We start from the raw sequence: 24,472 nt of genomic DNA on the forward strand, positions 1-24,472 counted from the left end.
ATGAATCAGGTGCAGGTCCTCACCGCGGACGAGGGGAACCGACGGGCCTTAGCGGCAGTCCTCCGGGAGCGGTACGCGGTCGAAGTCGACCAGACGGTCCGAGCGGTCGACTGTCACATCGTCGACGACCGCACGCTCCCGGAGTATCGTGAGCCGCTGCTGGCGCACAAACGCGAGCACCAGCCGCTGTTCTGTCCCGTCGTCCTGATTCGGCGCGAGGACACCGACATCAACATCAAGCTACCCGACCCCGACACGGCGGACGCCCCGCAGCTCGTCGACGAGATAATGACCGCGCCGGTCGACAAGGCCATCCTGTTTCGGCGGCTCTCGAACCTCCTCGTTCGCCGAGCCAATACGCGAACGCTCATGGAGAACGCTAACCGCCTCGACCGCTTCGCCAGCATGCTCGCTCACGAACTCCGCAATCCGGTCACCATCGGCCAGATATACAGCCAGCAGCTATCGACGGACGAAAACGCCGAGGCGGTCGAGTACATCGGCGAGGCGTTCGACCACCTCGAAGCCATGATCGATATCCTGTTGGTGCTGGCGCGGGGCCACGAGGCCGTCTCCGACCCGACGACGATACGGCTGGCGGACACGGCGCGAGCGGCGTGGGACGTCATCGACACCGGGGACGCGACGCTGGTGATCGAAGTCGACGGAGCGATACAGGCCGACGAGACCTACATCCGCCATTTCTTCCGAAACCTGTTCGAGAACGCGGTCGAGCACGGCGGCTCGGACGTGACCGTCACGGTCGGCGCGCTGCCGGCGGGCTTCTACGTGGCCGACGACGGCACGGGTATCCCACCCGCCGAGCGCGAGAGCGTCTTTGAGGTCGGCTACACCACGGCGAGCGAGCACGGTGGGACCGGCCTGGGACTGGCGTTCGTTCACGAGCTGGCTGACATATACGACTGGGAGTGCACGGTCACGGAGAGCGAGACTGGCGGCGCGCGCTTCGAAGTCACCGACGTAGACGTGACGCGCAGCGACTGAAGCGAACTAACGTTCGGGCGGCCGTATCGAGAGACATACGGGGTGTCCGGACGTACGCAGGACACAATGACGTATCAGATGCTCGCGCGCGACCGAGAGGCGACGTACATTCGACGAGGCGTCCGATGAGTCTCCTGACAGCCGCGGTCGTCCTCGTAGTGGGGTTCGTCTCCGGCGTCGTCGTGAGATGGGTCGCCGGCCTCGCCGCGATAATCGCGCTCCTGTTGGTGATACTCGGAGTAGCAGCGCCGGACATCGGCCTCGTCAATTACGTTATCGAGCAGTACTACACCGGCAACGAGCTGTTGTTCCTCGCCGGATTGCTGTTCGGCATCGACGCGAAACAGACGAAGAGAGTCGTGGTCGAGCGCTGAGCTACAGTCCCAGCGCTCGTCGCAGTCTCGTCGGCAAGCCCTCCTGTCGGTCGAATATCTCCGTCATCTCCTCATCCGTGAGCTCGAAGTCGAAGACGTCTAGATTGGCCCGCAGATGGGCCGGACTCGACGCCTTCGGAATCGCCGCGACCTGTTCCTGCTGGAGCAGCCATCGAAGGGCGACCTGGGCCGGCGTCTTCCCGTGACGCTCCGCGATTTCCGCGAGCATCTCGTCGTCCGAGACCTTCCCTTTCGCCAACGGACTGTAGGCGGTCAGGACGACGTCGTTCTCGATACAGTATTCGAGGACGTCGGCCTGGTCGGTGTATGGGTTGTACTCGATCTGGTTCGTGAGAATCGGCGTCTCGGAGCGTTCGCGCGCCCGTTCGAGCTGGTCCACCGAGAAGTTGCTCACACCGATATGCGCCACCGCACCGGCGGCCTGGAGTTCGTTCATGGCGTCGATGGTCTCCGCTAACGGGACGCTTCGGCTCGGCCAGTGTATCAACAGGAGATCGACCGCATCGAGTCCGAGTCGCTCCAGGCTCTGCCGCGCCGACTGCAGCACGTCGTCGTGTGCGAGGTTGGTCCGCCAGACTTTCGTGGTGAGGAAGATGTCGTCCCGGTCGACGTCGGTGTCGGCGAGCGCCTTCCCGATGGCCGCTTGATTGTCGTAGTACTCCGCGGTGTCGATGTGACGATACCCCATTTCCAGCGCACGGCTCACTGTTTTCGTACAGGTCTCTCCTCTGAGGCGGTACGTTCCCAGTCCGAGCGCGGGGAGTCGCGTTTGATCGCTGGTAACGTATTCCATATTCGAGACAGGAACGGCGAGGAGAAGAATCTGTGCCGAAGGGACGCGAGTCGAGTCGGCCGACCGATTCCGCGCGTCCGTTGCTTACATGTTTCGACCGGAACCGCTCTCTACGAGCTCTGTTCTCGTGAGACGACGAGAACGTTCGACAGAGTTCGCGATTCGCCTCACTCGGCGACGAGCGCGTACAGGACGACGCTGAGACCCGCCACAGTAACGACACCGCGAGCGAGCAGGACGATCCCGTCCCCAGCACCGGCGACGTCGGCGATAGCGACCGCTGTGAAGACCCCGGCCGTCAACAGCCCGATACCGACCGCGAGCGCGCGCATTTTCGCCGAACCGTTACGTCTGTAACCGCGGTACGCGAGCGAGGCGACGAACAGACCGAGGAGAGCGGTCAGTCCGCGCGAGATGACGGCGACGCTGAATAGCGCCATCGGCAGCGGGTCCGCGTTCATCACTGGGTAGTCCCTCCGTAGATGGCCCAGAGGATCGTTCCCAACCCGAGCAGTTCGCAGCCGCTGACGAGGACCGAACGGCCGAACGTGTCGATACCGGTCGCGGTCGGCAGTCCGACGCGAAGTAGTTCCGGAATCGTCGTCAGCAGAAGTAGCCCGACCGCGAGCCAGAGCATCCCTCGACGGCCGGGCCCTCGACGGTAGCCGCGAGCGAGAACGAGTGCGATAGTCAGCGAGAGCGCGATGGAGAGAGCGGTAACTGCAAGCACAGCGAGTGCAATCGCCGGCTCGCTCCCGGTGGCACGTATCTGTAGTAGTGTCGGCGACATCTCAGGACAACCCCTCGAATAGGTCGGTGAACCGATCCGCGGGATCCGTCGACAAACGGGCGACGGATACTTCGCACGTCCCGTCGGTGAAGGAAACAGTGACGTCCTCGACGGTGGCGGCGTAGCATTTGTAGTGATGCCCGTCGGGATCGAGCTCCCGTTTCGTCGTCACCAGCTCTGCGGCTTCCAGTCGGTCCAGACGGCGGTAGGCAGTCGAGTCGGACATCTCGCAGGCCGTACAGAGTTCGTCGACTGACATTGGTCCGGTCGTGAGTTCGGCGAGGATAGCCCGGGCGTACTCGTCGTCGAGTAGCGACAACACGGCCTCGTCATCCTCGACCATACCTACTCCCAGTGAGCGGATACCGATTAAAACCCCCTTCACGACTTCAGGGACAGCAGTTGCGCCTGGGGAGCTACTAGTCCCTCGCTCGTTGGCTCGAGTATGTCACACGAGCAACCATCGGCTCGGTCCGCGCTTCGAAAAGCGTGGAATCGCCTTATTTGGCCGGTCTGGAACCGCGATGAGCGACGGCTTCGCGCACCACTCCGTGCGGTCCTCCCGATAGTGGTGACGTTCGGTGCGCTTGCGGCCAGCCAACCGGTCGTCCGAGCGCGCTTCGCGCATCCGGTTCGAGAGACCGTCGAGGTGCTGACACTGCTCGTCGTCTTGGTCGGGGCAGTACTGCTCAGTTCTCGGCTCCTGGACCGGCGACCGCTCGGCGAGTTCGGGCTCTCGTTAGATCGCGCGTGGTGGCACTCCTTCGCTGCCGGCGGACTGATAGCGACCGGTATTAACGCCGGTGCCCTCGCAGTCGCCGTCGGGGCCGGGTGGGCGACGATCGCCGGGTTCACTCAGGGGTCGGGTGACCTCTCTTTCGCGCCCGCGGTAACGCTCGTGTTCTGTTACGTTGCGACCGCCGCAGCGTGGGAAGAGGTGACGATACGCGGCGCGATGCTCAAGAACGTGGCCGAGGGAGCCGAGGGATATCTCCCCCGGTGGGCCGCCGTCGGTCTGGCGGTGTGTCTCAGCACCGCGGTTTTCGCGTTCCTCCACGGCGGGAAGATATCTGCTCCCAGCCAGTACGGGTACTACCTCGTCGCCGGTCTCGTTCTCAGCGGTGCCTACGTCGTGACGGGGGACCTCGCGCTATCTATCGGGTTCCACGTCTTCTACAATTTCACACAGAGCGTCGTGTTCGGCCTGGGACACTCACAACAAACGCCCGAGCTGCTGGTCGTCGAACTGGCCGGTCCCGAACGCTGGACGGGCGAGGAGGGGCTCGTCTTCGCCCTCTTCGCCGTCCTCGGTGGCGTCTTCGTGTTGCTGTACGTTCGTCGCCGAGACGGTTCACTTCGAATCGACGACCGCGTGACGCGATGGACGCCACTCCAGGAGTGACGACCGAGCGGGGAGTACCGAGAGGCGTGGTCGACGACCTCACCCTACTCGGCTGCTACCGAGGTTCACTCGCCGAGGAGGGGCAGCCACAGCATCTTTTCGTCCGCGCGGTCTCTCTCCGGTGATGACCGAGTTCGACCCCGAGAAGTTCGAGGACAAGTACGTCCACTACTTCGAGGAGCTGGAGACCGCGTACTCGAACGCCTATCAGAACCTCCACGGCCGGTACGACTCCGAAGTGCTTCGCGGGATCGACCGGCAGGTCCTCAGCGAGAGCGAACCCGTCTACGAGGGGGACGGCGAGTTCCGGGTCGTACTGCCCGACGATGCGTCGGAGCGGGCCGAATCGCTGCCCGGCGACCGGGAGACGTTCGATACCGTGCTCACCGCTTTTACCGACAACATCGAGGCCGAGCTTCGCCGACTCTTCGGGTTCGATTCGTAGTCGGAAAGAGAGTACGCGTCGCGTCCGACGAGAGACCGAGGCCGAGGTCCCGGAATCGAAGAGAGAACGTTTCGGGGGCTACGAACAGGCGCGGTCGAGTTCGCGTTCGCGGTACAGCGGTTCCCCGAGGCTCAGTCACTCGCTTCTCAGTCCGCTTGCAGCGCACTGAGGATGGCGGTCTCGGCGACATCGGCCACCGTCTCGAAGCCGTACTCGTCGTTGGCGACGATCGCATCGAGATAGCGCTCGGTGGGTTCGGGAAGGCGGATAGACTCCGCGGTCTCTATCCCAGTGGTGTCCGATAACTGGTCGGCGAGTGCGGTGGTCACCAGACCGCGGACCGAATCGAAGCGGTCGTCGTCGTCGACGGTCGCGGTGAGGACGCTGTCGAGGACGGGGCTGGTCTCGATATCGACGGTCAGCCGGGCGTCCGGGTCACCGGCTGCCTCCCCGGCCAGCAGCGCGAGGACGTAGTTTTCCACGGCCGTCTCGATCCAGCGCTCGACGGACTCGCCTTCGGCCGCACGGGCGGCCAACGCGATGGCCAGCGGGTCCAGATCCAGAGCGAAAGCGTCGTCCGGTTCTCGGTCGGTACCGCTCGCGGAGGTGGGGGCGGTTTCTGTGGTCTCGCTGTCGGTCGGCCCCCCGTTTGCCTCGTCGTCTCCGGCGTCGCGACTCCCGTCGCCAGCGTCGTCGGACACGTCGGTCGAGCCGTCGGTCGCGCCCTCGCTGGTCGCGTCTCCGTCGGCTGTTCGTCTCGGAGCTGCCCCGGCGTCGCTCGATTCGTCGATATCCGCGTCGCTCGTCTCGGCTGCCGTCGCCGTATCAGCGCTCTCACTCTCGGACGCCGCTTCTGCGTCGACGTCCTCGCCGATCTGTTTCGCGATCGCCCGCTCTCGGGACGCGAGTGCCGTCTCGACCTCGGCTTCGGTCAGCTCCCCGTTCTCCATCGCGGCCTGGATTCGGGGGTCCAGTTCCGCTTTCAGGTCGACGCCGGTCGTTTTCACGAGCCCATTGCCGTCCGTGGCACGTGCAGTCTCCGTCGAGTCAGACGGGTCGGTCTCGTCGCTATTCATCGATGTGACTGTGGTCTCTCGTGGTGTGTCATCGGTTGTCGATTCGTCGGTCGTCGTCGGCACGTTTCGATTCGTCGCGTCGACGCGCAGATGTAGCAGGGTCTCTAAGCGCTCGCGGTCGATCCCCTCGGCTTCGAGTTCGACGGTATCGCGTCTCTCGAGCGAGGGGAGCGCAAACGAATCGAGGAGTTCGTCTCCCGCGAGCTGCTGGACGCTCCGTCCGCGGGATCGCCTCACGGTCGTTCCGGGCATCCACGGCGGCAATCGCCAGCGCTCGCCGTCGAACAGCGTGTACTCGTCCGTATCTCCAGCCCCCCACACGACACTCGAGAGGTCGTTGAACGCGTTCTTCGCACCGCCGTGACGGTGTGTCACGACCGTCTGTGTGGGATCGACCGCGTCGTGGACGGTTCTGAGCGTCTCCCCCGTCGGATGGTTCGCGAACTCGTAGCTGTGGATCGTACACTGCGCCTGCGAGAGGGGGTCGTGACCCGACCCGACGAGTTGGACCACGCAGGCGTTCGGGTCTTCGCGCAGAACGCCGAACAACCGACCGCTGCTTCGCTCCGTGGGGATCTCGGGTCCGGCGATCGCGATCGTTCCGGCGTCGAGACACTCGTCCGTGTGGTCGAAGTGGGGAATCGCCTCGACGCCGGCACAGTCGTAGTCCAAGGCGTCGTACAGTTTCGCGGCCTGCCCGACCAGTCGGATCGGCACCCGCAGGTCGTACTCGTCGACGATGCCGGACAGGAGATACGCGATCTGCGGGCCGACGATCCCGCTCGCCGCGACGAGCGTTCTGGACCCGCCGTGTGCTCGGTCGAGGGCCTTGCCGAGGGCGTCGGTCAGCGAGCCCTCGAAGCCGTCGTCGGTAGCACCCGTCAGAAAGAGCACGTCGACGTCGAAGAAGCCGTCGGCGGCGAAACCGGGAAACCCGCCGGCCGATCGCACCGTGAAGTCGCCGGTGACCAGTAGCTGCTGGGTCCGGTCAGCGTCGCTAGCTCGGAGTAGAAACCCCACAGCGCCGGGGACGTGTCCCGCCGGAACGGGATGCACCGCGAGTTCGTCGGTGAGCGAGGTCCAGTCGTCCACGGGAGTGATCGCGTCGGTAACCGCCGACGAGATCTCCGCGTACGCTTCGACCGCCGCGACGTCGAAGACGTCGTCCAAAACCGCCGCCGTCGCCGGCGAGGCGAGGATCGGGACGTCGTCCCGATGGGCGTCACTGAGACTCGAATAGTGATCGAGGTGTGCGTGAGTCAGACAGATAGCGACGAGCCGGTCCTCGGGCCTCAGTAGCGCGTCGAGGTCCACGCCGTGGCCCGCGTCGACGAGAACACACGGGTTCGCACCGGATTCCGTCCCGAACCGAACGAGGAACGACTCGTTCCCGTCGTCGGGATTGGCGTGGTGAAAGGAGAGGCGCACAGTAGACCCAGACGGCGTTATATATTATAGATGTTATCTTTCATCAGCACTTTGTACCCTCGCTTCGTTCGCGGCGTCGATACAATTCAGTTCTGAGGGGGGTCAACGTCGGGTCGCGACCCAACTGTCTCGTGATCCCGGTGCGGAACCACAGCACCGGTGAACGGGGAGAGAAATACTCGAGAGAGAGACCGTATTCTCGGCGTAATATACGGTTTAGACACACATAATTGGCGAATAATAGACGCCCGGTTTGGACTGTTTCGAGTCGGTTTACCTGCTATCTAAGCGCTATTTAGCCACCACAATATAAAGAAGTGACATAACGAAAGACGGATCAGATGAAGCGAAACACCAATCGCCGGATGTTCCTCACTGCGGCCGCATCGAGTGCTGCCATGCTCGCAGGTTGTGGCGCACTTGGTGATGCCGACCCACAGACCGACGACACGCCCACGGGCGACGGGACGGCGACGCCCACTTCGACGCCGGAGAACGGAACGGGGACGCCCGAGGAGACGGGCACCCCCACTCAAGAGTTCAATTACACGGACCGCGGGACGGTCCTCGACGACTTCGAGGACCTCGAATACTGGGGGACGATTCAGGGCGACGTCTCCGCGGAGACCGAAGACGTCTTCCGGGGCAGTCAGTCCGTCCGCATCCAGAACCCCTCCGGCGGCGGCGCGGGGATGTACAAGGCCTATCCCGACGGCCTCGACCTCACGAAGAACAACCTCTCGATCGCCGTCAAGATGGAGAAACCCAGCCCGGGCAAGCTCGCGATGGAGGTCATCGCCCCCGCCCGGAGCGACCACCTCGTCTGTCGACGCTACATCCCCGACGCGATGGACGGCTGGATGCGCGTCGACCTCGGCTACACCGGCCTCCGCGGCGATCCGATGATGGAGAGCGTTCAGGAGCTCCGCATCGTCGTCCTCTCTGACGGCGAACCCATCAACTTCGTCGTCGACGACCTCCGAAAGCATCCCAAACCGACCGACAAGGGCCGCGTCGTCCTCTCCTTCAGCGACAGTCATGCCTCTCAGTACGACGTGGCGTTCCAAGAACTCAAGAAGCGGGACATGTCCGCGATGGTCGCCGCCGTCCCCGACCAGATCAACAGCGACGGCGCGCTCACAACCGGGCAGCTCCGGGAGATGCAAGATGCTGACTGGGACGTCATCTCCTCGCCACACGTCGGGACGCCCCTGCCGGAGATGTCCGAGGACGAGCAGCGCCGACTCATCAAGCAGACGAAGGAGTACCTCCGCCTGAAAGGGTTCCGCGAGGGGATGCAGTTCGTGGCCCTCCCGTACGGGAGCTTCGACAGGACGACGCTGGACCTCGTCGACGAGTTCCACGAGTACGGCTTCGCCTACGGCGCGTGTCCGAACATCGTCCCGCCGGTCGGGAAGGAGGCCGTCTCGACGGTCAGCGGCGCGGACCTGAACGGCGCGGCCCGGATGATCAACCTCGCGGCGAAGTACAACCAGCTCACTGTCGTCAACTTCGCCGACATCGGCAAAGATCAGGACGTCGACGAGGAGCACTTCAACCACCTGCTTGACATCATCGAGGACTGGCAGCGGCAGGGCAAGCTCGAAGTCGCGACTCCCTCCGACCTCCTCAAGCTACAGCAGTCCTGAGACGGCGGTCAGAGACGAGGACAATCCCTCTGCCGGTCGGTCGCGGCCGATATCAATCGACGCTATCGAGACGCGTCCGTAGCGTCTCGATCGAGCCGGTGACGTCCATCCCCTCTCGTTCGAATCGTCCGAGTCGCGCTACGAGTTCGGAGTCGGTTCCCGGGCCGCGAAGAAACGCCGCCCAACCGGTAGCGGTCGTCCGCAGTATCCAGTGTGCGACCGGCCACAGCGGCGACCACTCGGTGGTCGACAGCACGACGGCGACTCGCCACGCGTGTGCACGCCCCGCCGTGAGACCGAACAGCGAGAGCCGCTCGTCCAGTCGTCCGAACCCGGTGTCGATGTCTTCGATTCCCGGCGCGTACATCGCTGCCAGGGCCGACTGCTGGGCGTCGACGAGACGGGCGAGAATCCCGTCGACCGCGCAGTGGTCGGCGTACTTCGTCGGTCGGTTCGGGTCGATCCCGACGTCTCGGAGCGTCAGCGCGAGGTCGTAGTTGATGTGCGCGTTGATGCCGAGAAAGGCGTCCTGTATCACGAGGGCGTCACCGCGGTACGCCGTTCCGAAGGCGATACGCCAGGGACCGGGGACGGCGTCGAGATCGCCGGTTTCGAACGCCAGGAAGGCGCGTCGATAGTAGTTCGCGAACGCGACCGTATAGGCGCGCATCCACGTCGGGTTCTCGAAGTCGCCTCGGTCGATCCCCGCTCGGATCCGTCGGGTCATGCGGCTGTAGACGGTGAGAAAGACCGACCGCCGGTCGCCGCGGGCGACGAGGAGCGCTTCGAGGTCGCGAAGGCCTTCGAACGCGTCCTCGACCGACCTGTACGGAGACGCGACAGCCGAGACGAGTTCGTCGTCAGGCGTGCCGGGTGATTCGCACCGGGCGTAGTCGTAGCGAATCGCGCCCAGCAGCCTCCGAAGCCGCGCGATGGCTGTGTGCTCCGTGAGTCCGCCGAACGGCCGCCGAGCGGTACAGGAAACGCTCATGATACTCTTTCGACTCACCAGGTAATAGCTACTTCGCGTGAAATCGCCTACCATCTGCTCTCCTTCCGATACTGGAGGCGACGCCGCCCCGAGAGCTGGGAGTACACCGCCACCGTCGAGGACGGCGTGCCAGCGGTCCGAGCCGTCCAGCGGGCGGCCGTCAGCGAACGGTGCGGTATCCGATACCGGCGACGACGGCGACGGCGTAGCATCCCAGCAAGAACGGTGCCCAGAACAGCCAGAGGGCGTAGTTCGGGAACAGGTAGCTCCCGACGGAACTGCCGATCATCATCACGAGGTAGCCCGGATACGCCAACGGCGTCAGTAGTCGGCCGTCTAGACTGCCGACGACGAGCGGGATAGTGAGAAAGGCGAAGACGGCCACGACGACGCGGCCGGCGAAGACCGTCCGGAGACGCCGGAAGTCGACCCTGTCCGCAGTTGCGTCGCTCATCTGTTCCCGCCACCCGCCGTGATCTCGACCCGCCCGTCACGCCGCGGGATACCGTGTTTCGCCAACAGCGTCTCGGCGACGAGCGACGTCCACCGCGCCGCAGTCGGCGGGTCGAGGACGAACTTCGTCGACTCGACGATGTACCCCGGACGGTCGAGGTCGCCCGCGACCTTGTGGACGAGAAGCGGCGATGACCCGTCGAGGAAGTTCCCCCGCTCGTAGCGGTGGTACGGCATGTACCACGGGACGACGGTGTCGTTCGCGGTCTCGATGGCCACCTGCGCGTACGTCGGTGCCGGGTCGACGACCGTCGGGAAGACCGCCTGCCCGACGGCCGACTCGTGGGTTCGATACACGCCCTTCGAGGAGTGTAGATCGAGGACGACGTCGGGGTCGGCATTCTCGACCAGTCGCCAGATAGCCCGCGCGAGTTTCGTTTCGGCCGCTTGACCCGTGGGGAACTTCCGATTCAGGTCACCGTCGTCGTTGTGTCGCGTCTCCTGCTCGATGGCCGGTCGGTTCGCCTCCGGGAGAACGACCAGTTTCCCGGCGTCGAACTCCCACGAGGCGACGTCGCTCGCCGCCCGATACCCGCTCGGCTCGTCGCCGTGCATCCCGCCGACGACGACGGCCGTGGGGCCATCGTTCGGTGCATCGATAGTGATCACGTCTGTTGCGTACTTCGTCCCCGCGAGGAGCGTCTCCGTCGTGCGCGTCCCCCCACTCGCCTGTGTCGTCGCCGTCGTGGCCGTCGCCCCGGCGGTCCCGAGAAGCGTCGACCCGCCGAGGGCCGCCGAGTTCGCGAGGAACGTCCGTCGTCTCATTGTGGGCGCTAAATTCCGCGGGTGGAAACTTATCGGGGGGCTAAGCGCGTTCGCCGTCTCTCGTCGGTACCGGGTTACGGAACGCTATCACAGTTTCTCGCTACGTCTCACCGCACTCCAGGACCACGTCGAAGAGCCGGCGAAGCGCGTCGATCGTCTGTTCGTCGTGGGCCTTCGGGTCCATGTGAAAGTGCGCTACGGCATCGGTATCGGCACACCGCTTGATCACTTCCGTCAGGAACCGCTCGGTTTCCCGCAGGCTATTGTACTGGAGAAAGACCGTCACCGACTGGAAACACACGACGATCTGCCGGTCCTGGAGCGTCGTCTGCCAGTCGTCGAGTTGGTTCGTGATGAGCGTCCCGAGGCTGGTGAGGTCACTCGAGGAGAGAACCCGTCTGATTGCGACGTCGGTGGGACTCTCATGGGCGGCCGTATTGTTGAACGGGGCAGTGTTCGGCCGTCTATCGGCACCGACGTGGAGAATCTCGATCGCTGACGGGAGGCGATCGAGGTGCGTCTCGTAGAGCGCCAATTGCCTACGCGGTGACTGTGTATACGTGATCAGGAGCGTAGCCACTTGCTCGGGTGGTTCGATAGCGTGTAACTGCGCACAGGCTTCGGAGCCGGCCGCATCGAAGACGGGAGAGAGACAGAGGATACTATCCCCGGGCTGGACGGACGATAGCGCTTGGTCGCTGAATGAGGCCATTTGAGTGATGCGTACGAGTCTAGAACGTTTGTCAGTTACTTATTTATACGCCAGCTATGCCCTCGAAGCGCTCGTTCGGTGACTCGCTAGATCCTCCGAACCGCGACGTCACGCCACTCGCCGAAGTTTCGGCGAACGTACCCGCGGGCAACGGCCTTTTTCGGCGCAAGTCGGTACGTCTCGGCGTGTCCGATACTTCTATGCACGCGGTCACCATCGAAGAGTTCGGCGACCCCGACGTATTTCGAGACAGCGACGTCTCGCGTCCCGAGCCCGGCCCCGAGGAAGTGCTGGTCCGGGTCGAGGCGTCGAGCGTCAACCCCGTCGAGTACAAGATTCGTCGGGGCGACTTGCCGCCGTTCGCGCCCGACTTCCCCGCGATCCTCGGCTGTGACGTCGCGGGCGTCGTCGAGACCGTCGGCGACGACGTGAGCGCCTTCGACGCCGGCGACGAGGTGTACGGGATGATCGGAGGCGTCACCGGCGCACAGGGAGCCTACGCGGAGTACGTGTCCGCACATGCCGACTTACTCGCGCCTGCGCCCGATTCGCTCTCGCTCGCCGAGGCCGCCACGCTGCCGGTCGTCGCGCTCACGGCGTGGGAGATGCTCGTCGATAAGGCCGACGCGGGCGAGGACGACTCGACGCTGGTCTACGGCGGGGCCGGCGGCGTCGGCCACGTGGGCGTTCAGCTCGCGGATTGGCTCGGCGCGGAGGTGTACGCGACGGGGTCGACAGCGGGCAAGCGCGACCTCGCAGCCGACTTGGGCGCGACAGCGACCATCGACTACACCGCCACCGACGTCGAGGAGTACGTCGACGAGTACACCGACGGAGAGGGATTCGACGTGGTGTTCGACCCCGTGGGCGACGACCACCTCCAGACTGCCTTCGAGGCGGTCGCGCCCTACCAGCGCGTCGTCACCACCGAGTCGAGTTCCACCCAGAACCTCGGCGCGATGCACCAGAACGCGCTGTCGCTCGGCGTGGTCCTCGCGATCCTCCCCGTCCTCCAGCAACAGCGCCGCGAGCGCGTCGGTGAGCGCCTCCGACACGTCAACGACGTGATCGCCGAGGGCGGTCTCGAACCCGTCCTCAACGACGAGCGGTTCCCGCTCACGGCATCGGGCGTCGCCGACGCCCATCAGTACGCGGAGTCCGGCGAGCACCGCGGCAAGATCTCGCTGGTCCGCGAGGAGTGAGGCCGACGACGAAACGCGCGGTTAGACCGCGAGATCTGTCTCCGTATCGCTCTCTGATCACTAGTGTACATCAGCACCAATTCCGTTGGTCAGTTCCTGCCAGAGAGACCACAGAGGCAGTGTCTCCGAAGGCTCCTCTCGGAAGACGAGAAAACTGCTGCTAGTGAGCCACTCGTGTCGCGACGCTCAGTCTCGCGCTGTTCGCTCTTTCGACCAGCTACCAACTCGTGACTGCTCCCGGCCGGCTGACCAGTCGGTTCTTCAAGACGCTTCGACCCGGTAATGGCTTTTTTCGCGAAGAATGAGGAGCCAATCGCTCGTTGAATCGTGCGCAATCGATTCGGATCGCGCGTGTTCGGCAGCTTGCTGTAATTCCGATAGCGGATACCGACAACGGTATCGACCGCAACGCTGTCGATATATCGGCTAACGGAGAGTAGCGACACGCCCTCGACGCTGTGGTTCCCGAAAAACGAGAATCGACATGGGGTGTTATCTCTTCGGGCGACGAAGAACGTGCATGAATACATTCCCCAAATTGATCGTGAGTCTGCTTGCGGGGATACTCGCCTTCGCTGTCGTCGGCGTCAGCGTGACGGAAATCCTCGCGCCGTACGTTTGGCCTTCCGCAATGCTGGGACTACCGGCCGGTCTCGTCGCCGGAATAGTCGCGCTTCCGCTCACATACCTCTGGCTGACTGCCCGAACAGAACGCCGAGCGGCCGGACGCGCGTCAGCACGGACACGGCGTCGGCTCCGAACCCTCGTCGGGGCGACCGTCGGCTTCGCCGTCGGCGGCGGTCTCGCGATGGCCGTCATCTGGACGCAGGCCGTCGGGCTCGCGGCGGCGATAGTGTTCGCCGGATTCCCCGTCGCCCTCATCTCGGCGGCCGTGGCGGGTTATCTCGCCTTTCGCTGGAGTCCCGTCGACCGGCAGCCGCCGGGCTCGGCGGTGCAGTAATCGCCTGAATGCGTATAATTTCTCGACAGGAGAGTTCGATATATGGCCGTCTTTGTCAAATGCAGCGCCCTATCACCGAGTACGCAGAGGAGTATCGAATACCACGATGCCGAGCGGAGCAGGAGCTGAGATGAGTGCATCCCGATCACCTATTCCCCGGTCGTACCGCGCAGCGTCACTCGCGACGCTGCTCCGAGCCACCTATCGCAAGCGACGGGGGACAGCCCCAACCGGGAGCAGGCAGTGAGATATCGGGCGATGAGACGAGATACTCGGATCCAGAAAGCGCGGCAGTAGACGAGACGGCCGAGGAGTGTGACGACTGTCGTCCAGCGTTTCCGTGCTGGGAGTGTTACAAAACTGGTCGCGCCGATCTCGAATAATCTGTTTTCGCTCATCGAAGTACCGCACCCCACTAGTGAAAGTGTATTTGCCAAGCTACTTGCGTGTGCAGGGTGTAGAATTACTATGTGTTTTTTCACAGCTATTGAGTCTCGACTCGTTTTCCCCAGGGAGATAACTGTCGGCTCTGGTGGGTCGTGAACCCGAGCCGCGTCGACTCCATCGTCGACCTGACCTACGGACTGCTGATCGCAGTCTCGGTCGGTCTGATCGTCGTTGCCGGAAACGCCATCGGACTGGCATTCGGGTTCGGGGTGTTACTCTCCTACGTCCTCCACGTCGTCTGGAAGATGGCTCGATTCGACCCGAACTGGATGACGACAGCGGTCAAGGAGACCGTCGAGGAGACAGTCGACGAGACGGTCGGCGAGACAGTCGAAGAGAAGGTTGGCGAGACTGTCGAGAAGACTGTCGACGAAACCGTTAGTGAGACCGTGGAGAAGACTGTCGACGAAACCGTTAGCGAGACCGTCGAGGAGACGGTCGGCGAGACGGTGGAGAAGACGGTCGGTGAAACCGTCGAAAAGACAGTCGACGATACCGTCGAAGAGAAAGTTGGAGAAACCGTCGAGAAGACGGTTGACGAAACGGTCGGCGAGACGGTAGAAGAGACGGTCGAGAAGACAGTCGAGGAAAAAGTCGGCGAGACCGTCGAAAAGACGGTCGATGAGACGGTAGAGGAGACGGTCGGAGAGACAGTCGAAGAGACGGTAGAGGAGACGGTCGAGAAGACGGTCGAAGAGAAAGTCGGAGAAACAGTCGAGAAGACTCTCGAAGAACAGATAGCGGCCGAAGACGCAGCCGACGAAGCGGACGAGGGTACCGAGGACGCAGAGGACGAGGCTCGATGAGCAGCCTCCTCCTCATCGCTGGCGTCCTCGTCGCGATGTTCGTCGCCTACAACATCGGTGGGTCGACCACCGGACCGGCATTCGGGCCGGCCGTCGGTGCCGACGCTATCTCGAAACCCGTCGCCGCGGCGCTGATGGGCGTGTTCTTCTTCATCGGTGCCTGGACGCTCGGCCGGAACGTCGTGACGAAACTCGGCAGTGAGCTGGTCGTCGACACCGGGATCTTCACGCTCGAATCGTCCATCGCGGTGCTGTTTTTCATCGGGGTTGCACTGTTGGTCGGGAACGTCTTCGGCGTGCCGGCCTCGACCTCGATGACTGCCGTGGGGGCCATCGCCGGCCTCGGACTGGCCGGTGGCGTACTGGATTTCGCCGTGATGGGGCAGATCGTCATCTGGTGGGTCGTCTCGCCCATCATCGGCTTCTGGGTCTCGCTGATTATCGGCCGATACTTCTACGCGCGACTGAACGAGCTGGTCGCGATGGAGCGCAGTACGGGGCCGCTGCTCGACATCGACCGGTCCGGCCTCGTTCCCATCCTGCGGGCCCACCGGACGACAAACCGCCGGGAGCTGGTCGGGACGATTACCGTCGTCGCGATTGGCTGTCTGATGGCCTTCGCCTCGGGCACCTCGAACATCGCGAACGCCGTCGCACCGCTGGTCGGCAGCGGCGAACTGGAAATGAACCCGGCCATCCTCTTTGGTGGGATCGCCGTTACCATCGGCGCGTTCACCATCGCTCGACGGACGCTGGAAACGATGGGCAGCGACATCACTGAGCTTCCCTTGACTGCGGCCATTGTCGTCGCGTCGGTCTCCTCGACGCTGGTCGTCTTCCTCTCGGCGCTCGGTATCCCCGCGAGCTTCGTCATCATCGCGACGATGTCCATTGTCGGGCTGGGCTGGGGCCGGGCGACCCGACCGATGACCGCCCCTGAGGTCGTCGCCGGTGACGGGGGGCCACCGGTCACGGTCAACGCGCTGGCGGCTGACGAGGAAGGCGAGGAGCTGCCCCCCATCGGGACGGAGGACGCCGAAGACATTCCCAGTCCGGGGGCGCTGTTCAACCCTGTGACGACCGCCCGGGTCGTCCTGATGCAGAATGTCGTCCCGGCCATCGCGACGGCCGGTGCCTATCTCACGTTTCGATTCGTCCCGGTATTCGGGTTCTGAGGGCAGTCGACCCCATCGTCGTGGAGAGTCAGATACACCACTCGTGGTCCGCGGCAGCGGAGTTCCACAGTCGGGATGTGAACGCGAGAGAGATAGCCGAGCGTGCTCCCGAACAGGTATCGCGGATTTCGAACAACTATTGAGTGTTTTTGTACGGCTGGTGCTTGAGATGCCACCCGGCGGCTTTTCACCTTCCCAGCCCTACGGAGCGCGATGCCAGACTCATCCGGGTTTGACAGGCGAACGCTGGCGAAGATCGGCGTCGGGTTCCTCGCCGCGGTCATGCTCGTCTACCTCGCCGGATGGGTCGTCGGCTGGGACCGGATCCTCTCGACGCTCGCCACGGCGGACTACTGGTGGGTGGCGCTCGGCTGCCTCTCGTCGACGGCCTGCCTCGTCGTCTGGGCCAAAGCCTGGGACGAGGTGCTCGATGTCCTCGACGTCGCCATCCCCTACCGAGCGCTGATCGTCACGTACTTCGCCGCCACGTTCGCCGACTACGTGACGCCGTTCGGCAAGGTCGGCGGCAACCCCTTCATCGCGTATATGCTCTCGCAGGACGAGCGGATCTCCTACGAGGAGAGCCTGGCGGGCATCGTCACGGCAGACCTGCTCAATCTCGTGCCGTTCTTCGTCTTCTCCGGCGTCGGGTTGGCCGCGCTGGCCCTCTTCGGGAGCGTGCCGTCGGCCGCCAAACCGCTCGTCGGCGGGCTCTCGGTCGTCGCCGTCGCCGTCCCTCTCAGCGTCTACGGGACCTACCAGTACCGGGACGCCTTCGAGTCCGTCCTCACGACGGTACTCTCTCCGGTCGCATCGTGGGTCGACAGGGTCGACGTCGACTCGATCCGACAGCGGCTCGACGAGTTCTACGCGCGGATCGATCGGATCGCCAGCCACCGGGGCGTGCTCGTCTCCACGCTCCTGTACTCGTTCGTCGGCTGGCTCTTCTTCGCGCTGCCGCTGTACCTCGCCGGACAGGCGGTCGGCGTCCACATCGACCCGCTCCTCGTGCTCTTTCTCGTCCCGGTGAGTTCGCTCGCGGGCATCGCTCCGACGCCGGGCGGCGTCGGCGGCATCGTGGTCGTCCTCGCGGCCCTGATGGTCGCGCTGGTCCCGATGAAACCGTCGACGGCGGCGGCGGTGGCGCTGCTCTACCGGGTCGCGAGCTACTGGTTCGTCATCGCGATCAGCGGAGTCGCCGCCTTTTACGAGATCTATCGCGCGTGACACTACCGACGCAGATACTCGTTCGCTGTCCTACACGTTCGCTGTCTCTTCGCTTTCTCGAAGTTGCACGAACGCTTCGCTGAGGATCCCGAGGACGATCAGCGAGAACGGGAGCGTGACGACACCGGCCGTCAGCGTGCCGATCGCCGGGCCGGCGACCGCACTCACGACCGCCGAGGCGAGGACCGACAGGATACCGGGGACGATAGCGAGCACGACGAAGATGACGAAAAGGATGACGACCAGCGGAATCCAGTTCCCGCGAGTGAGGGTCCAGCTGTTGCGGAGGGCAGCGACGAAATTGTCGTCCTTGACGGCGACGTAGTACATCATGAACAGGAAGGCGACGTACGCGATGATTCCCGGGATGACGAACAGAAGAGTGCCCACGAACACGAGAAGGCTGTATACGAAACCACCGAGAATCGTGTTCACGAGCGCTAAGACTATGTTCCGGGTGTAGTATTCACTCGGGATAGAACTCGAATGGCCGCCCACGAACGTCCGGATAGCCACGATCGACATCACCTGGAGGAGTAATAGCGAGATGACCGACACGCTCGCAGAGGCTGCAAGCGGGAGGTCGAGGGCGGGAAGCGCCTGCGTCGCATCCGCGGGCAAGTCACCCGAACGCTGCAGCAACGTGAGGAACGCGCTGTAGAACGCCACCTGCCAGATGATTCCGAGAACTACATACGCGAGGGTGAGAACCACCCCGTTTCGATTCGCGACTCGATCGAATCCACCAGTGAGCGAGGAACCTATTTGCAGGGACACACCGGAACGGAACCGCGTTCGTGACCTAAGTGCCCCGGCGAACTGCGGGGTCAGCAACTCGGCGATATATTTAAACCACCTCGATCTGAGTTGTAGTCGAAATACCCCTTACCGGATACTGTCTCGATGGCTCTATCCGGTCGAAAGCCGTCCGGTCGGGGGTACGTCTGCTATTTATCGGTCATACTCGCTGTAGAACCCGCAAAGAGTAGTGAAGCGAGAGCGGAATCCCACTAGAAACGGCTCGTGCCCCGATCGATTAGGGGGGAGTGACTGGGAGACGCGCTGAAAGCTCGGTTTCAGGGAGGTGCTGAACGAGCGAACAGAGACCGCCGTTTAGTGTCATGACCAGTTTGGCTCCGGCGGTTTCGGGTTCATTCGAGATCGCGGCTCGACGCGAGACACCAGCGGACTACGGTATCGTTCGAGAGGAAAGTCGAGGCGTCGGCGATATCCGTTGTCTGAGTACGCACACGATACCGCGTTCATATCATCGGGGCAACTCTGGAAGCAGCGACGACGGTAGGGCACAATAGCAGTGTGGTTCGGCCATCGCTGTCACGATTTCGACAGGAAGCAAGCGTTTTTTACTATCTGACTGTCGAGAATAGGAGCATGAAAGCTGTCGTGCTCGCCGCCGGTGAGGGTACCCGCCTCCGCCCACTCACCGAGGACAAACCGAAGGGAATGGTCGAAGTCGCCGGGAAACCTATCCTGACGCATTGTTTCGAGCAGTTGATCGAACTGGGGGCCGACGAACTGCTCGTCGTCGTCGGCTACAAGAAGCAGGCGATCATCAACCACTACGAGGATACCTTCGACGGCGTCCCAATCACCTACGCCCACCAGCGCGAGCAAAAGGGGCTGGCCCACGCCCTCCTGACCGTCGAGGGCCACATCGACGACGACTTCATGCTGATGCTCGGGGACAACATCTTCAGCGCGAATCTCAGCGACGTCGTCAACCGTCAGCAGGAGGACCGGGCCGACGCCGCGTTCCTCGTCGAGGAAGTGCCGTGGGACGAGGCGAGTCGCTACGGCGTCTGTGACACCAACAAGTACGGCGAAATCACGGAGGTCGTCGAGAAACCCGACGACCCGCCATCTAATCTGGTGATGACCGGCTTCTATACGTTCACGCCGGCGATCTTCCACGCCTGTCACCTCGTCCAGCCCTCCGACCGCGGCGAGTACGAGATCAGCGACGCCGTCGACCTCCTGCTTCACTCGGGTCGAACAATCGACGCCATCCGCATGGACGGCTGGCGCAACGACATCGGCTATCCGGAGGACCGCGACGAGGCCGAGAAACGCCTGCAGGGCGAGGTCGACCCCGAACTGGCCGCCGACGCTATCGCTTCCGAGAGCGAATAGCTGATTTTACGGTTAATTAACTTTCGAACCGCAGTTGATTGGGTTCAGTGAGAAGCTTCAGACAATTGCACTACGTATTCGGACGTAGACGATAGCAGGGATGCGAGAGGTACTTGAGGCGATACAATCGAATCCACGAGAGCTGACTGGAGAGTCGATAGAAGCACTGGTGAAAGACGTGCCGTCGAGAGAACTTCGGAACGTGATGCTTGACGAAGAAATCTGGACACCACCACCCATACCGAGTTTAACGCTCCTCGGAATGATGCGAGATTATCGCGATGTGCTTTCCCCAAATCAAGGTTTCCTATTCTCGTTTGTGTGAGAGCCGGAGAGAAATGGCGGGGTGTTGAGAACGTGAAATACGCGGCGGAGCTCATTCCAGACGCACGGTTCGAATTCTTCGAATAGAGCGGCCACTATACTACCGTTGAGGAACCCGGTCGTTTCAATCGAGTCCTGGCCGAATTTCTTGACGCGCTCTGACGAGCTATGATTTCTTAAATGAGTAATCCAGCTCGATATTGGGCGTATAGTTATTAATATCTTAATATCGGCACAAGAAAGGATATTATTTCCAAAATCCTCCCATCTAGTCCAGTTCGAGAAGAGTATGGCCTATATATTTCCAAATAGGAGGTAGATAAATATGAAGAGCTGAATAGAGCCTCAGTTAGTGGTGGATGGTCATGAGACGCTGAAAATAATGACATAAACGGTCTATGCTGATCGCTTCTGGTCTCTGAGGAGGACTGTTACGGCCACCGGGCTCATCAATTGCCGAGAACGAACAGTCAGTTGAGGAGTCCGAACTAGGTAGACGATCCCGATGTACTCACGCTAGAGATTAAATGTTAGAGAGTAACCTTGCTATCGCAGCGTAGTTTGATTAGCAATCGCTGGATTCATCCCACTATTAAGTTCAGGGTTTCGCTTTGTACCCTCTAAACACAAAATATATTGCATCTCTCTGACACCAGTCGTGTAATGGGCAGATATCCACGAACTGCGAGAGGAGCGAAACTGAAGTGTATTAGCTGCAATGCGCCGGTGACTGAAACCACCGAAGGGCGCTATGTCTGTGTGAGCTGTGGCACCGAACCGATCACGCAGACACAGCAGGTGAAACAAACATCAGATTGAGAAGGGCTACCGTGACTGATCGGCAATCGCTCACCGGTAGACTTCATTCCCCACTTCATATGTGACGAATGGCTACTCTTCATACCGAGCCCATCTGGAAGCTGGATAAACGCTAAAGAAGGGTTCACAGACCGGAATACTACCGTCTAGTGGTGAGAGATTTAAAGCCGTGATGACACCGAGTAATTATCCGTAATCCAATATAGTACTATTCAAGTCTATTATCGGTTGCTCACATCCGTGTATCTAAATGAGCCAGACATAGCTGCATCGTCATCTGTTATTTACCAAGAAATTCCACGGGAGTATATGTAGAATTGTCTCCTATAAGAACGTCATGATGATATCTCGTCGACATTCGCTAGCACTTATTGCAGCGCTGTTTTCAGCACAGCGTCGGCAGCAGTCGGCACCCGAGACGTCGCTAGATGGCGTTGAATTTTCGGCTGGTGTCTGGCCGGGAAGAACAATTGAGTCGAAGGAAGCAGTGGTCTCGGGCCGAGTCACAAAACCCGCTGAACTCAGCGAGATCAGAATCCTGCTAGATGAAAGCAGTCAGAGAGTTGTAACTAAATCTGATTTTCCGCGATTTCGAATTTCGATTCCAGTCTCTGGGGGGGACACGTATCAACTGATTATCGTGGCAGTGAGCTCTGACGGGTCGACCCAAAAGACGACAGTTCAGACGCGTCACGTCATTGATTCGCCGCCACCAGAGGAGACAGACCGCTTAGTCGGGACACACTATTATCCATGGTATGGGGAGGACACCATCGGTTGGGATGTGTCTGATTCCACGCCACTATTGGGGACGTACAGTTCCGATGAATCAGCGGTTATCTCACAACACATTCAGTGGCTAGCTCTGTATGGAATCAACTGGCTCTCAGCGAGTTGGTGGGGAAAAGACAGTTACTCCGATACGATACTGCGAGACCATATTATCAGTTCGCGGTTCATCGATTCGATTTCGTTCTCGATCTTGTACGAGACGAAGAGCCTACTTGACGGTGGTAACTTAGATTCGGACGAGAATAGGCAAAAGCTGATAAACGACGTCAGATACCTCTCGGAGACGTACTTCGACCACGAGCAGTATCTACTTCTCGATGGCCGCCCCGTCCTCTTTCTATATGGTGCAGGCACTCTCTCAGGCGACGTCGCAGCAGCGCTTGAAGCAGTTGAGGACGCAGTGGGAATCGAGATTTTCTTTATTGGTGATATCGTTGGGTGGCAAACTCCCGTCGAGTCGGGCGATATTCCGTACGACGCGATCTCTCCGTACACGATGTATACCTCGAATCCGCCGGGAAATCTAGCGCCGAAAAAGATGGACCGGTGGTTTAGCGAATACGTCGAGGAATACTATCGCAGATGGAGTCTCATCGCGTCTGAGACCGATGTGCCGCTGATTCCCTTATCGATGCCTGGGTTCGATGACCGGAGTGTCCGCCCGGAGGTTGAGAATCCCGTGATCGAACGCTCTGTCGGCCGGTTCGAGGAACTCTCGTCTATCGCTGGGGAATACTCCGACTCATCGCTTGATGCCGTGATGGTCACATCATTTAACGAATGGCCAGAGGCGACCCAAATTGAACCGACGGACGGCTACCTGGATGACTATTTGAAGGTAGTTCCCGAGACACTTGCAGTCACCCAACCGTCCTTCGATCCGAAGCAATTCGTGCCAATTACCATCAAATTCTCCAGTACCGTCTCAGAATCAGAGATCGTGCCCGATGGCAAGAATGACCGAGAACTGGCGTTTCGATGTTTCCGATTACAGCTTATCGACGAGGACGAATTATCGCTTGCCCCCTTCGACGTTGGTAAGGTTCGATATGAACCAGCCTTTGTGGAAGGCGTCTATTATCCCGAATGGCGGAATTCGACGACATGGCGCTGGTTCGGTGGGCCGATGTCACAGACGCGTTTCTACATTCCAAAGGCGATCGCAGATGTCGCTGCCGAACTGGTCTTGTCTGGGAAAATCGCGCCGGGGAGAGACAATATCGACGCAATAATCGAATTCAACGGGAAGCAGACGGACCGCCTCACGCTTAATGACTATCGCTCCTACTCCTGTTCGCTCGAAAGTGACTAACACCGTGATGTGCACCTACAACTTCACTCGTGGATTCTGCGCCTGCTTCACACTATAATACGGAAGCTCACCCTCGGGAGAGGAAAAGGAGGCCAAAGTCGACGGTAGCAGCGGCGAACAGTGGTTGCAAACTGACCTTACGGCTCAAGTTCTAGAGACTCTTGAGCATCAGCGTTCACAAGTCGCCGGCAGAGACAATATTCGCCATAATTTCGAGGTCAGAACGTCCATCGATGGGGGACGCTGGCGGTTGCTGATTCGCTTCGAGAGCGTCGATGACGGAGGCAACTTGCCGAGAAAGTCCAGCATCGGGGACACGGTACCCGTGAAGAACTCGTTCTCGGACACGGTTTGTCCCTGATACTACTGTTCCTGCGGTCAGTTGCCAGACGGTATTAAGGAGGACCGAAAGGACGCGGGATGCTGAGTGATCTGCTTCTTTCGTCAACTGAACGAGGACATCTCGGAATAGGTCGACACAGAGGAGCCCCTCCTCGCAGAAAAGCAACAGCCACCACTCTGTGATTGGCGAGTCGAAATCCATGACGAGTTTCCCCGCTGTGTCGGCTTGCCCGGTGAATCTCGCATAGATATTGTGCTCTTGTTTTGGCCCATCCCGCGGTTCGGTGCGAACAGACTCGACCGAAAGATCGCCAAGAAATTCCCGCAGCAAATACATCATATGTGGACTTTCGTCCCAAAACATCCCACCGGGGAGTTTTTCGAACCAGTCCGGACTGTGTGAATCGTGGTCGAACTGCCGAAACTGGAGCGCGTGCATCTTCATCACAGAACCGTAGGCTCCAGCCCGAATCAGCCGTTTCGCGCGCTGTACTGAATCGAGGTATAAGAAATTGTTAACAACTGAGAGGGACTGTCCCGTATCGTTCGCGGTAGCAATCATGTTATCGGCTTGGTCTACCGTAACTGCAAGCGGCTTCTCTGTGAGTACGTCACATCCGGCAGAGAGAGCATCTACAGCGATATCGTGATGTGCCCACGGCGGCGTACAGATTACGATTAGGTCGGATATCGAATGTAAGTCCGTAAGCGAATGCACGGGTGTGACACCGTGCGTTTCTACAGCCATGCCGAGTGTGTCTGGGTTTCGATCATATACTCCACTCACCGTTACGCCGCTCGTATCTCTATACGTGGGGAGATGACGGTCGAGGGCGATATCTCCAGCGCCCACAATACCTGCCCGAATCGTCATACGCAATCTAAGCCTGAATGGCATATTAGAAGACGTGACTTACCAAACCCTCGACTTATAGACTACAGAGATTCCC

At 61.2% G+C, this 24,472-nt stretch carries 23 protein-coding genes; 12 read left to right on the forward strand and 11 right to left on the reverse strand.

The genetic code is table 11. From position 1 onward, the window contains the following. Nucleotides 1-1,005 (forward strand): sensor histidine kinase, encoded by a 1,005-nt coding sequence (locus GO488_RS11730; RefSeq protein ID WP_162318013.1) that lies wholly within the window; start codon nucleotides 1-3, stop codon nucleotides 1,003-1,005. A gap of 125 nt (nucleotides 1,006-1,130) precedes the next feature. Then, nucleotides 1,131-1,379 carry a hypothetical protein gene (locus tag GO488_RS11735; RefSeq protein ID WP_162318014.1) on the forward strand — a complete coding sequence of 83 codons (249 nt, stop codon included), beginning with the start codon at nucleotides 1,131-1,133 and terminating at the stop codon, nucleotides 1,377-1,379. 1 nt (nucleotide 1,380) lies between these two features. Here the strand turns inward: GO488_RS11735 and GO488_RS11740 are convergent, their stop codons facing one another. From GO488_RS11740 to GO488_RS11755, 4 genes are all read right to left on the reverse strand, one after another. Continuing rightward, entirely contained in the window at nucleotides 1,381-2,193 is an 813-nt protein-coding gene (locus GO488_RS11740) for an aldo/keto reductase (RefSeq protein ID WP_162318015.1), read from the reverse strand. A gap of 167 nt (nucleotides 2,194-2,360) precedes the next feature. After that, on the reverse strand, nucleotides 2,361-2,654 hold the full coding sequence (locus GO488_RS11745; RefSeq protein WP_162318016.1) for a DUF7521 family protein: 294 nt from the start codon (nucleotides 2,652-2,654) through the stop codon (nucleotides 2,361-2,363). Beyond that, entirely contained in the window at nucleotides 2,654-2,983 is a 330-nt protein-coding gene (locus GO488_RS11750) for a hypothetical protein (RefSeq protein WP_162318017.1), read from the reverse strand. Before GO488_RS11750 ends, GO488_RS11745 begins: the two co-directional genes overlap by 1 nt. A gap of 1 nt (nucleotide 2,984) precedes the next feature. Continuing rightward, the gene (locus tag GO488_RS11755) at nucleotides 2,985-3,326 is read right to left on the reverse strand and encodes an ArsR/SmtB family transcription factor (RefSeq protein ID WP_162318018.1); all 342 of its coding nucleotides are present in this window, start codon (nucleotides 3,324-3,326) and stop codon (nucleotides 2,985-2,987) included. Between the two features lie 225 nt (nucleotides 3,327-3,551). Here GO488_RS11755 and GO488_RS11760 point away from each other — a divergent pair, with 225 nt between their 5' ends. Continuing rightward, nucleotides 3,552-4,385, forward strand: coding sequence for a CPBP family intramembrane glutamic endopeptidase (locus GO488_RS11760; RefSeq protein WP_241692936.1), 834 nt, complete (start codon nucleotides 3,552-3,554; stop codon nucleotides 4,383-4,385). A gap of 124 nt (nucleotides 4,386-4,509) precedes the next feature. Then, on the forward strand, nucleotides 4,510-4,830 hold the full coding sequence (locus GO488_RS11765; protein WP_162318020.1) for a DUF5783 family protein: 321 nt from the start codon (nucleotides 4,510-4,512) through the stop codon (nucleotides 4,828-4,830). Nucleotides 4,831-4,976: 146 nt separating this feature from the next. Here the strand turns inward: GO488_RS11765 and GO488_RS11770 are convergent, their stop codons facing one another. After that, nucleotides 4,977-7,334, reverse strand: coding sequence for an MBL fold metallo-hydrolase (locus GO488_RS11770; RefSeq protein WP_162318021.1), 2,358 nt, complete (start codon nucleotides 7,332-7,334; stop codon nucleotides 4,977-4,979). 341 nt (nucleotides 7,335-7,675) lie between these two features. On the opposite strand from GO488_RS11770, the gene GO488_RS11775 reads away from it, so the two are divergent. After that, complete coding sequence (locus GO488_RS11775; protein WP_162318022.1) at nucleotides 7,676-8,983, forward strand: polysaccharide deacetylase family protein; 1,308 nt, start codon at nucleotides 7,676-7,678, stop codon at nucleotides 8,981-8,983. Nucleotides 8,984-9,035: 52 nt separating this feature from the next. Here the strand turns inward: GO488_RS11775 and GO488_RS11780 are convergent, their stop codons facing one another. From GO488_RS11780 to GO488_RS11795, 4 genes are all read right to left on the reverse strand, one after another. Further along, nucleotides 9,036-9,974 (reverse strand): DUF5995 family protein, encoded by a 939-nt coding sequence (locus GO488_RS11780; protein ID WP_162318023.1) that lies wholly within the window; start codon nucleotides 9,972-9,974, stop codon nucleotides 9,036-9,038. A gap of 160 nt (nucleotides 9,975-10,134) precedes the next feature. After that, entirely contained in the window at nucleotides 10,135-10,428 is a 294-nt protein-coding gene (locus tag GO488_RS11785; protein WP_162318024.1) for a hypothetical protein, read from the reverse strand. After that, a complete protein-coding gene (locus GO488_RS11790) occupies nucleotides 10,425-11,252 on the reverse strand; it encodes a succinylglutamate desuccinylase/aspartoacylase family protein (RefSeq protein ID WP_162318025.1) in 828 nt (275 codons plus the stop codon). The genes GO488_RS11785 and GO488_RS11790 overlap by 4 nt, the downstream gene beginning before the upstream one ends. Before the next feature lie 100 nt (nucleotides 11,253-11,352). Continuing rightward, nucleotides 11,353-11,964 (reverse strand): DUF7504 family protein, encoded by a 612-nt coding sequence (locus GO488_RS11795; protein WP_422111219.1) that lies wholly within the window; start codon nucleotides 11,962-11,964, stop codon nucleotides 11,353-11,355. Between the two features lie 200 nt (nucleotides 11,965-12,164). Between GO488_RS11795 and GO488_RS11800 the strand changes: the two genes are divergently transcribed. The 5 genes from GO488_RS11800 to GO488_RS11820 all read left to right on the forward strand — a co-directional run bounded on the left by GO488_RS11800 (nucleotide 12,165) and on the right by GO488_RS11820 (nucleotide 17,782). Next, on the forward strand, nucleotides 12,165-13,166 hold the full coding sequence (locus GO488_RS11800) for a zinc-binding dehydrogenase (RefSeq protein ID WP_162318638.1): 1,002 nt from the start codon (nucleotides 12,165-12,167) through the stop codon (nucleotides 13,164-13,166). Nucleotides 13,167-13,686: 520 nt separating this feature from the next. Beyond that, nucleotides 13,687-14,127 carry a DUF8147 domain-containing protein gene (locus GO488_RS11805; RefSeq protein WP_162318027.1) on the forward strand — a complete coding sequence of 147 codons (441 nt, stop codon included), beginning with the start codon at nucleotides 13,687-13,689 and terminating at the stop codon, nucleotides 14,125-14,127. A gap of 539 nt (nucleotides 14,128-14,666) precedes the next feature. Next, entirely contained in the window at nucleotides 14,667-15,380 is a 714-nt protein-coding gene (locus tag GO488_RS11810) for a hypothetical protein (RefSeq protein WP_162318028.1), read from the forward strand. Beyond that, nucleotides 15,377-16,555, forward strand: coding sequence for an inorganic phosphate transporter (locus tag GO488_RS11815; RefSeq protein WP_162318029.1), 1,179 nt, complete (start codon nucleotides 15,377-15,379; stop codon nucleotides 16,553-16,555). The genes GO488_RS11810 and GO488_RS11815 overlap by 4 nt, the downstream gene beginning before the upstream one ends. 213 nt (nucleotides 16,556-16,768) lie before the next feature. Continuing rightward, nucleotides 16,769-17,782, forward strand: coding sequence for a lysylphosphatidylglycerol synthase transmembrane domain-containing protein (locus GO488_RS11820; protein ID WP_162318030.1), 1,014 nt, complete (start codon nucleotides 16,769-16,771; stop codon nucleotides 17,780-17,782). 30 nt (nucleotides 17,783-17,812) lie between these two features. Here GO488_RS11820 and GO488_RS11825 read toward each other — a convergent pair whose 3' ends face one another. After that, nucleotides 17,813-18,559: a DUF7847 domain-containing protein gene (locus GO488_RS11825; protein ID WP_164509644.1), complete on the reverse strand. Its 747-nt coding sequence runs from the start codon at nucleotides 18,557-18,559 to the stop codon at nucleotides 17,813-17,815. 615 nt (nucleotides 18,560-19,174) lie between these two features. Between GO488_RS11825 and aglF the strand changes: the two genes are divergently transcribed. After that, nucleotides 19,175-19,933 carry a UTP--glucose-1-phosphate uridylyltransferase AglF gene (gene aglF / locus GO488_RS11830; RefSeq protein WP_162318031.1) on the forward strand — a complete coding sequence of 253 codons (759 nt, stop codon included), beginning with the start codon at nucleotides 19,175-19,177 and terminating at the stop codon, nucleotides 19,931-19,933. Between the two features lie 1,927 nt (nucleotides 19,934-21,860). Continuing rightward, complete coding sequence (locus GO488_RS11835) at nucleotides 21,861-23,180, forward strand: glycoside hydrolase family 99-like domain-containing protein (protein WP_162318032.1); 1,320 nt, start codon at nucleotides 21,861-21,863, stop codon at nucleotides 23,178-23,180. 175 nt (nucleotides 23,181-23,355) lie between these two features. On the opposite strand, the gene GO488_RS11840 is transcribed toward GO488_RS11835, so the two are convergent. Next, nucleotides 23,356-24,396, reverse strand: coding sequence for a Gfo/Idh/MocA family protein (locus tag GO488_RS11840; protein ID WP_162318033.1), 1,041 nt, complete (start codon nucleotides 24,394-24,396; stop codon nucleotides 23,356-23,358). Nucleotides 24,397-24,472 lie beyond the last annotated feature (76 nt).

Source organism: Haloarcula limicola, assembly GCF_010119205.1.
Taxonomy (GTDB): domain Archaea; phylum Halobacteriota; class Halobacteria; order Halobacteriales; family Haloarculaceae; genus Haloarcula; species Haloarcula limicola.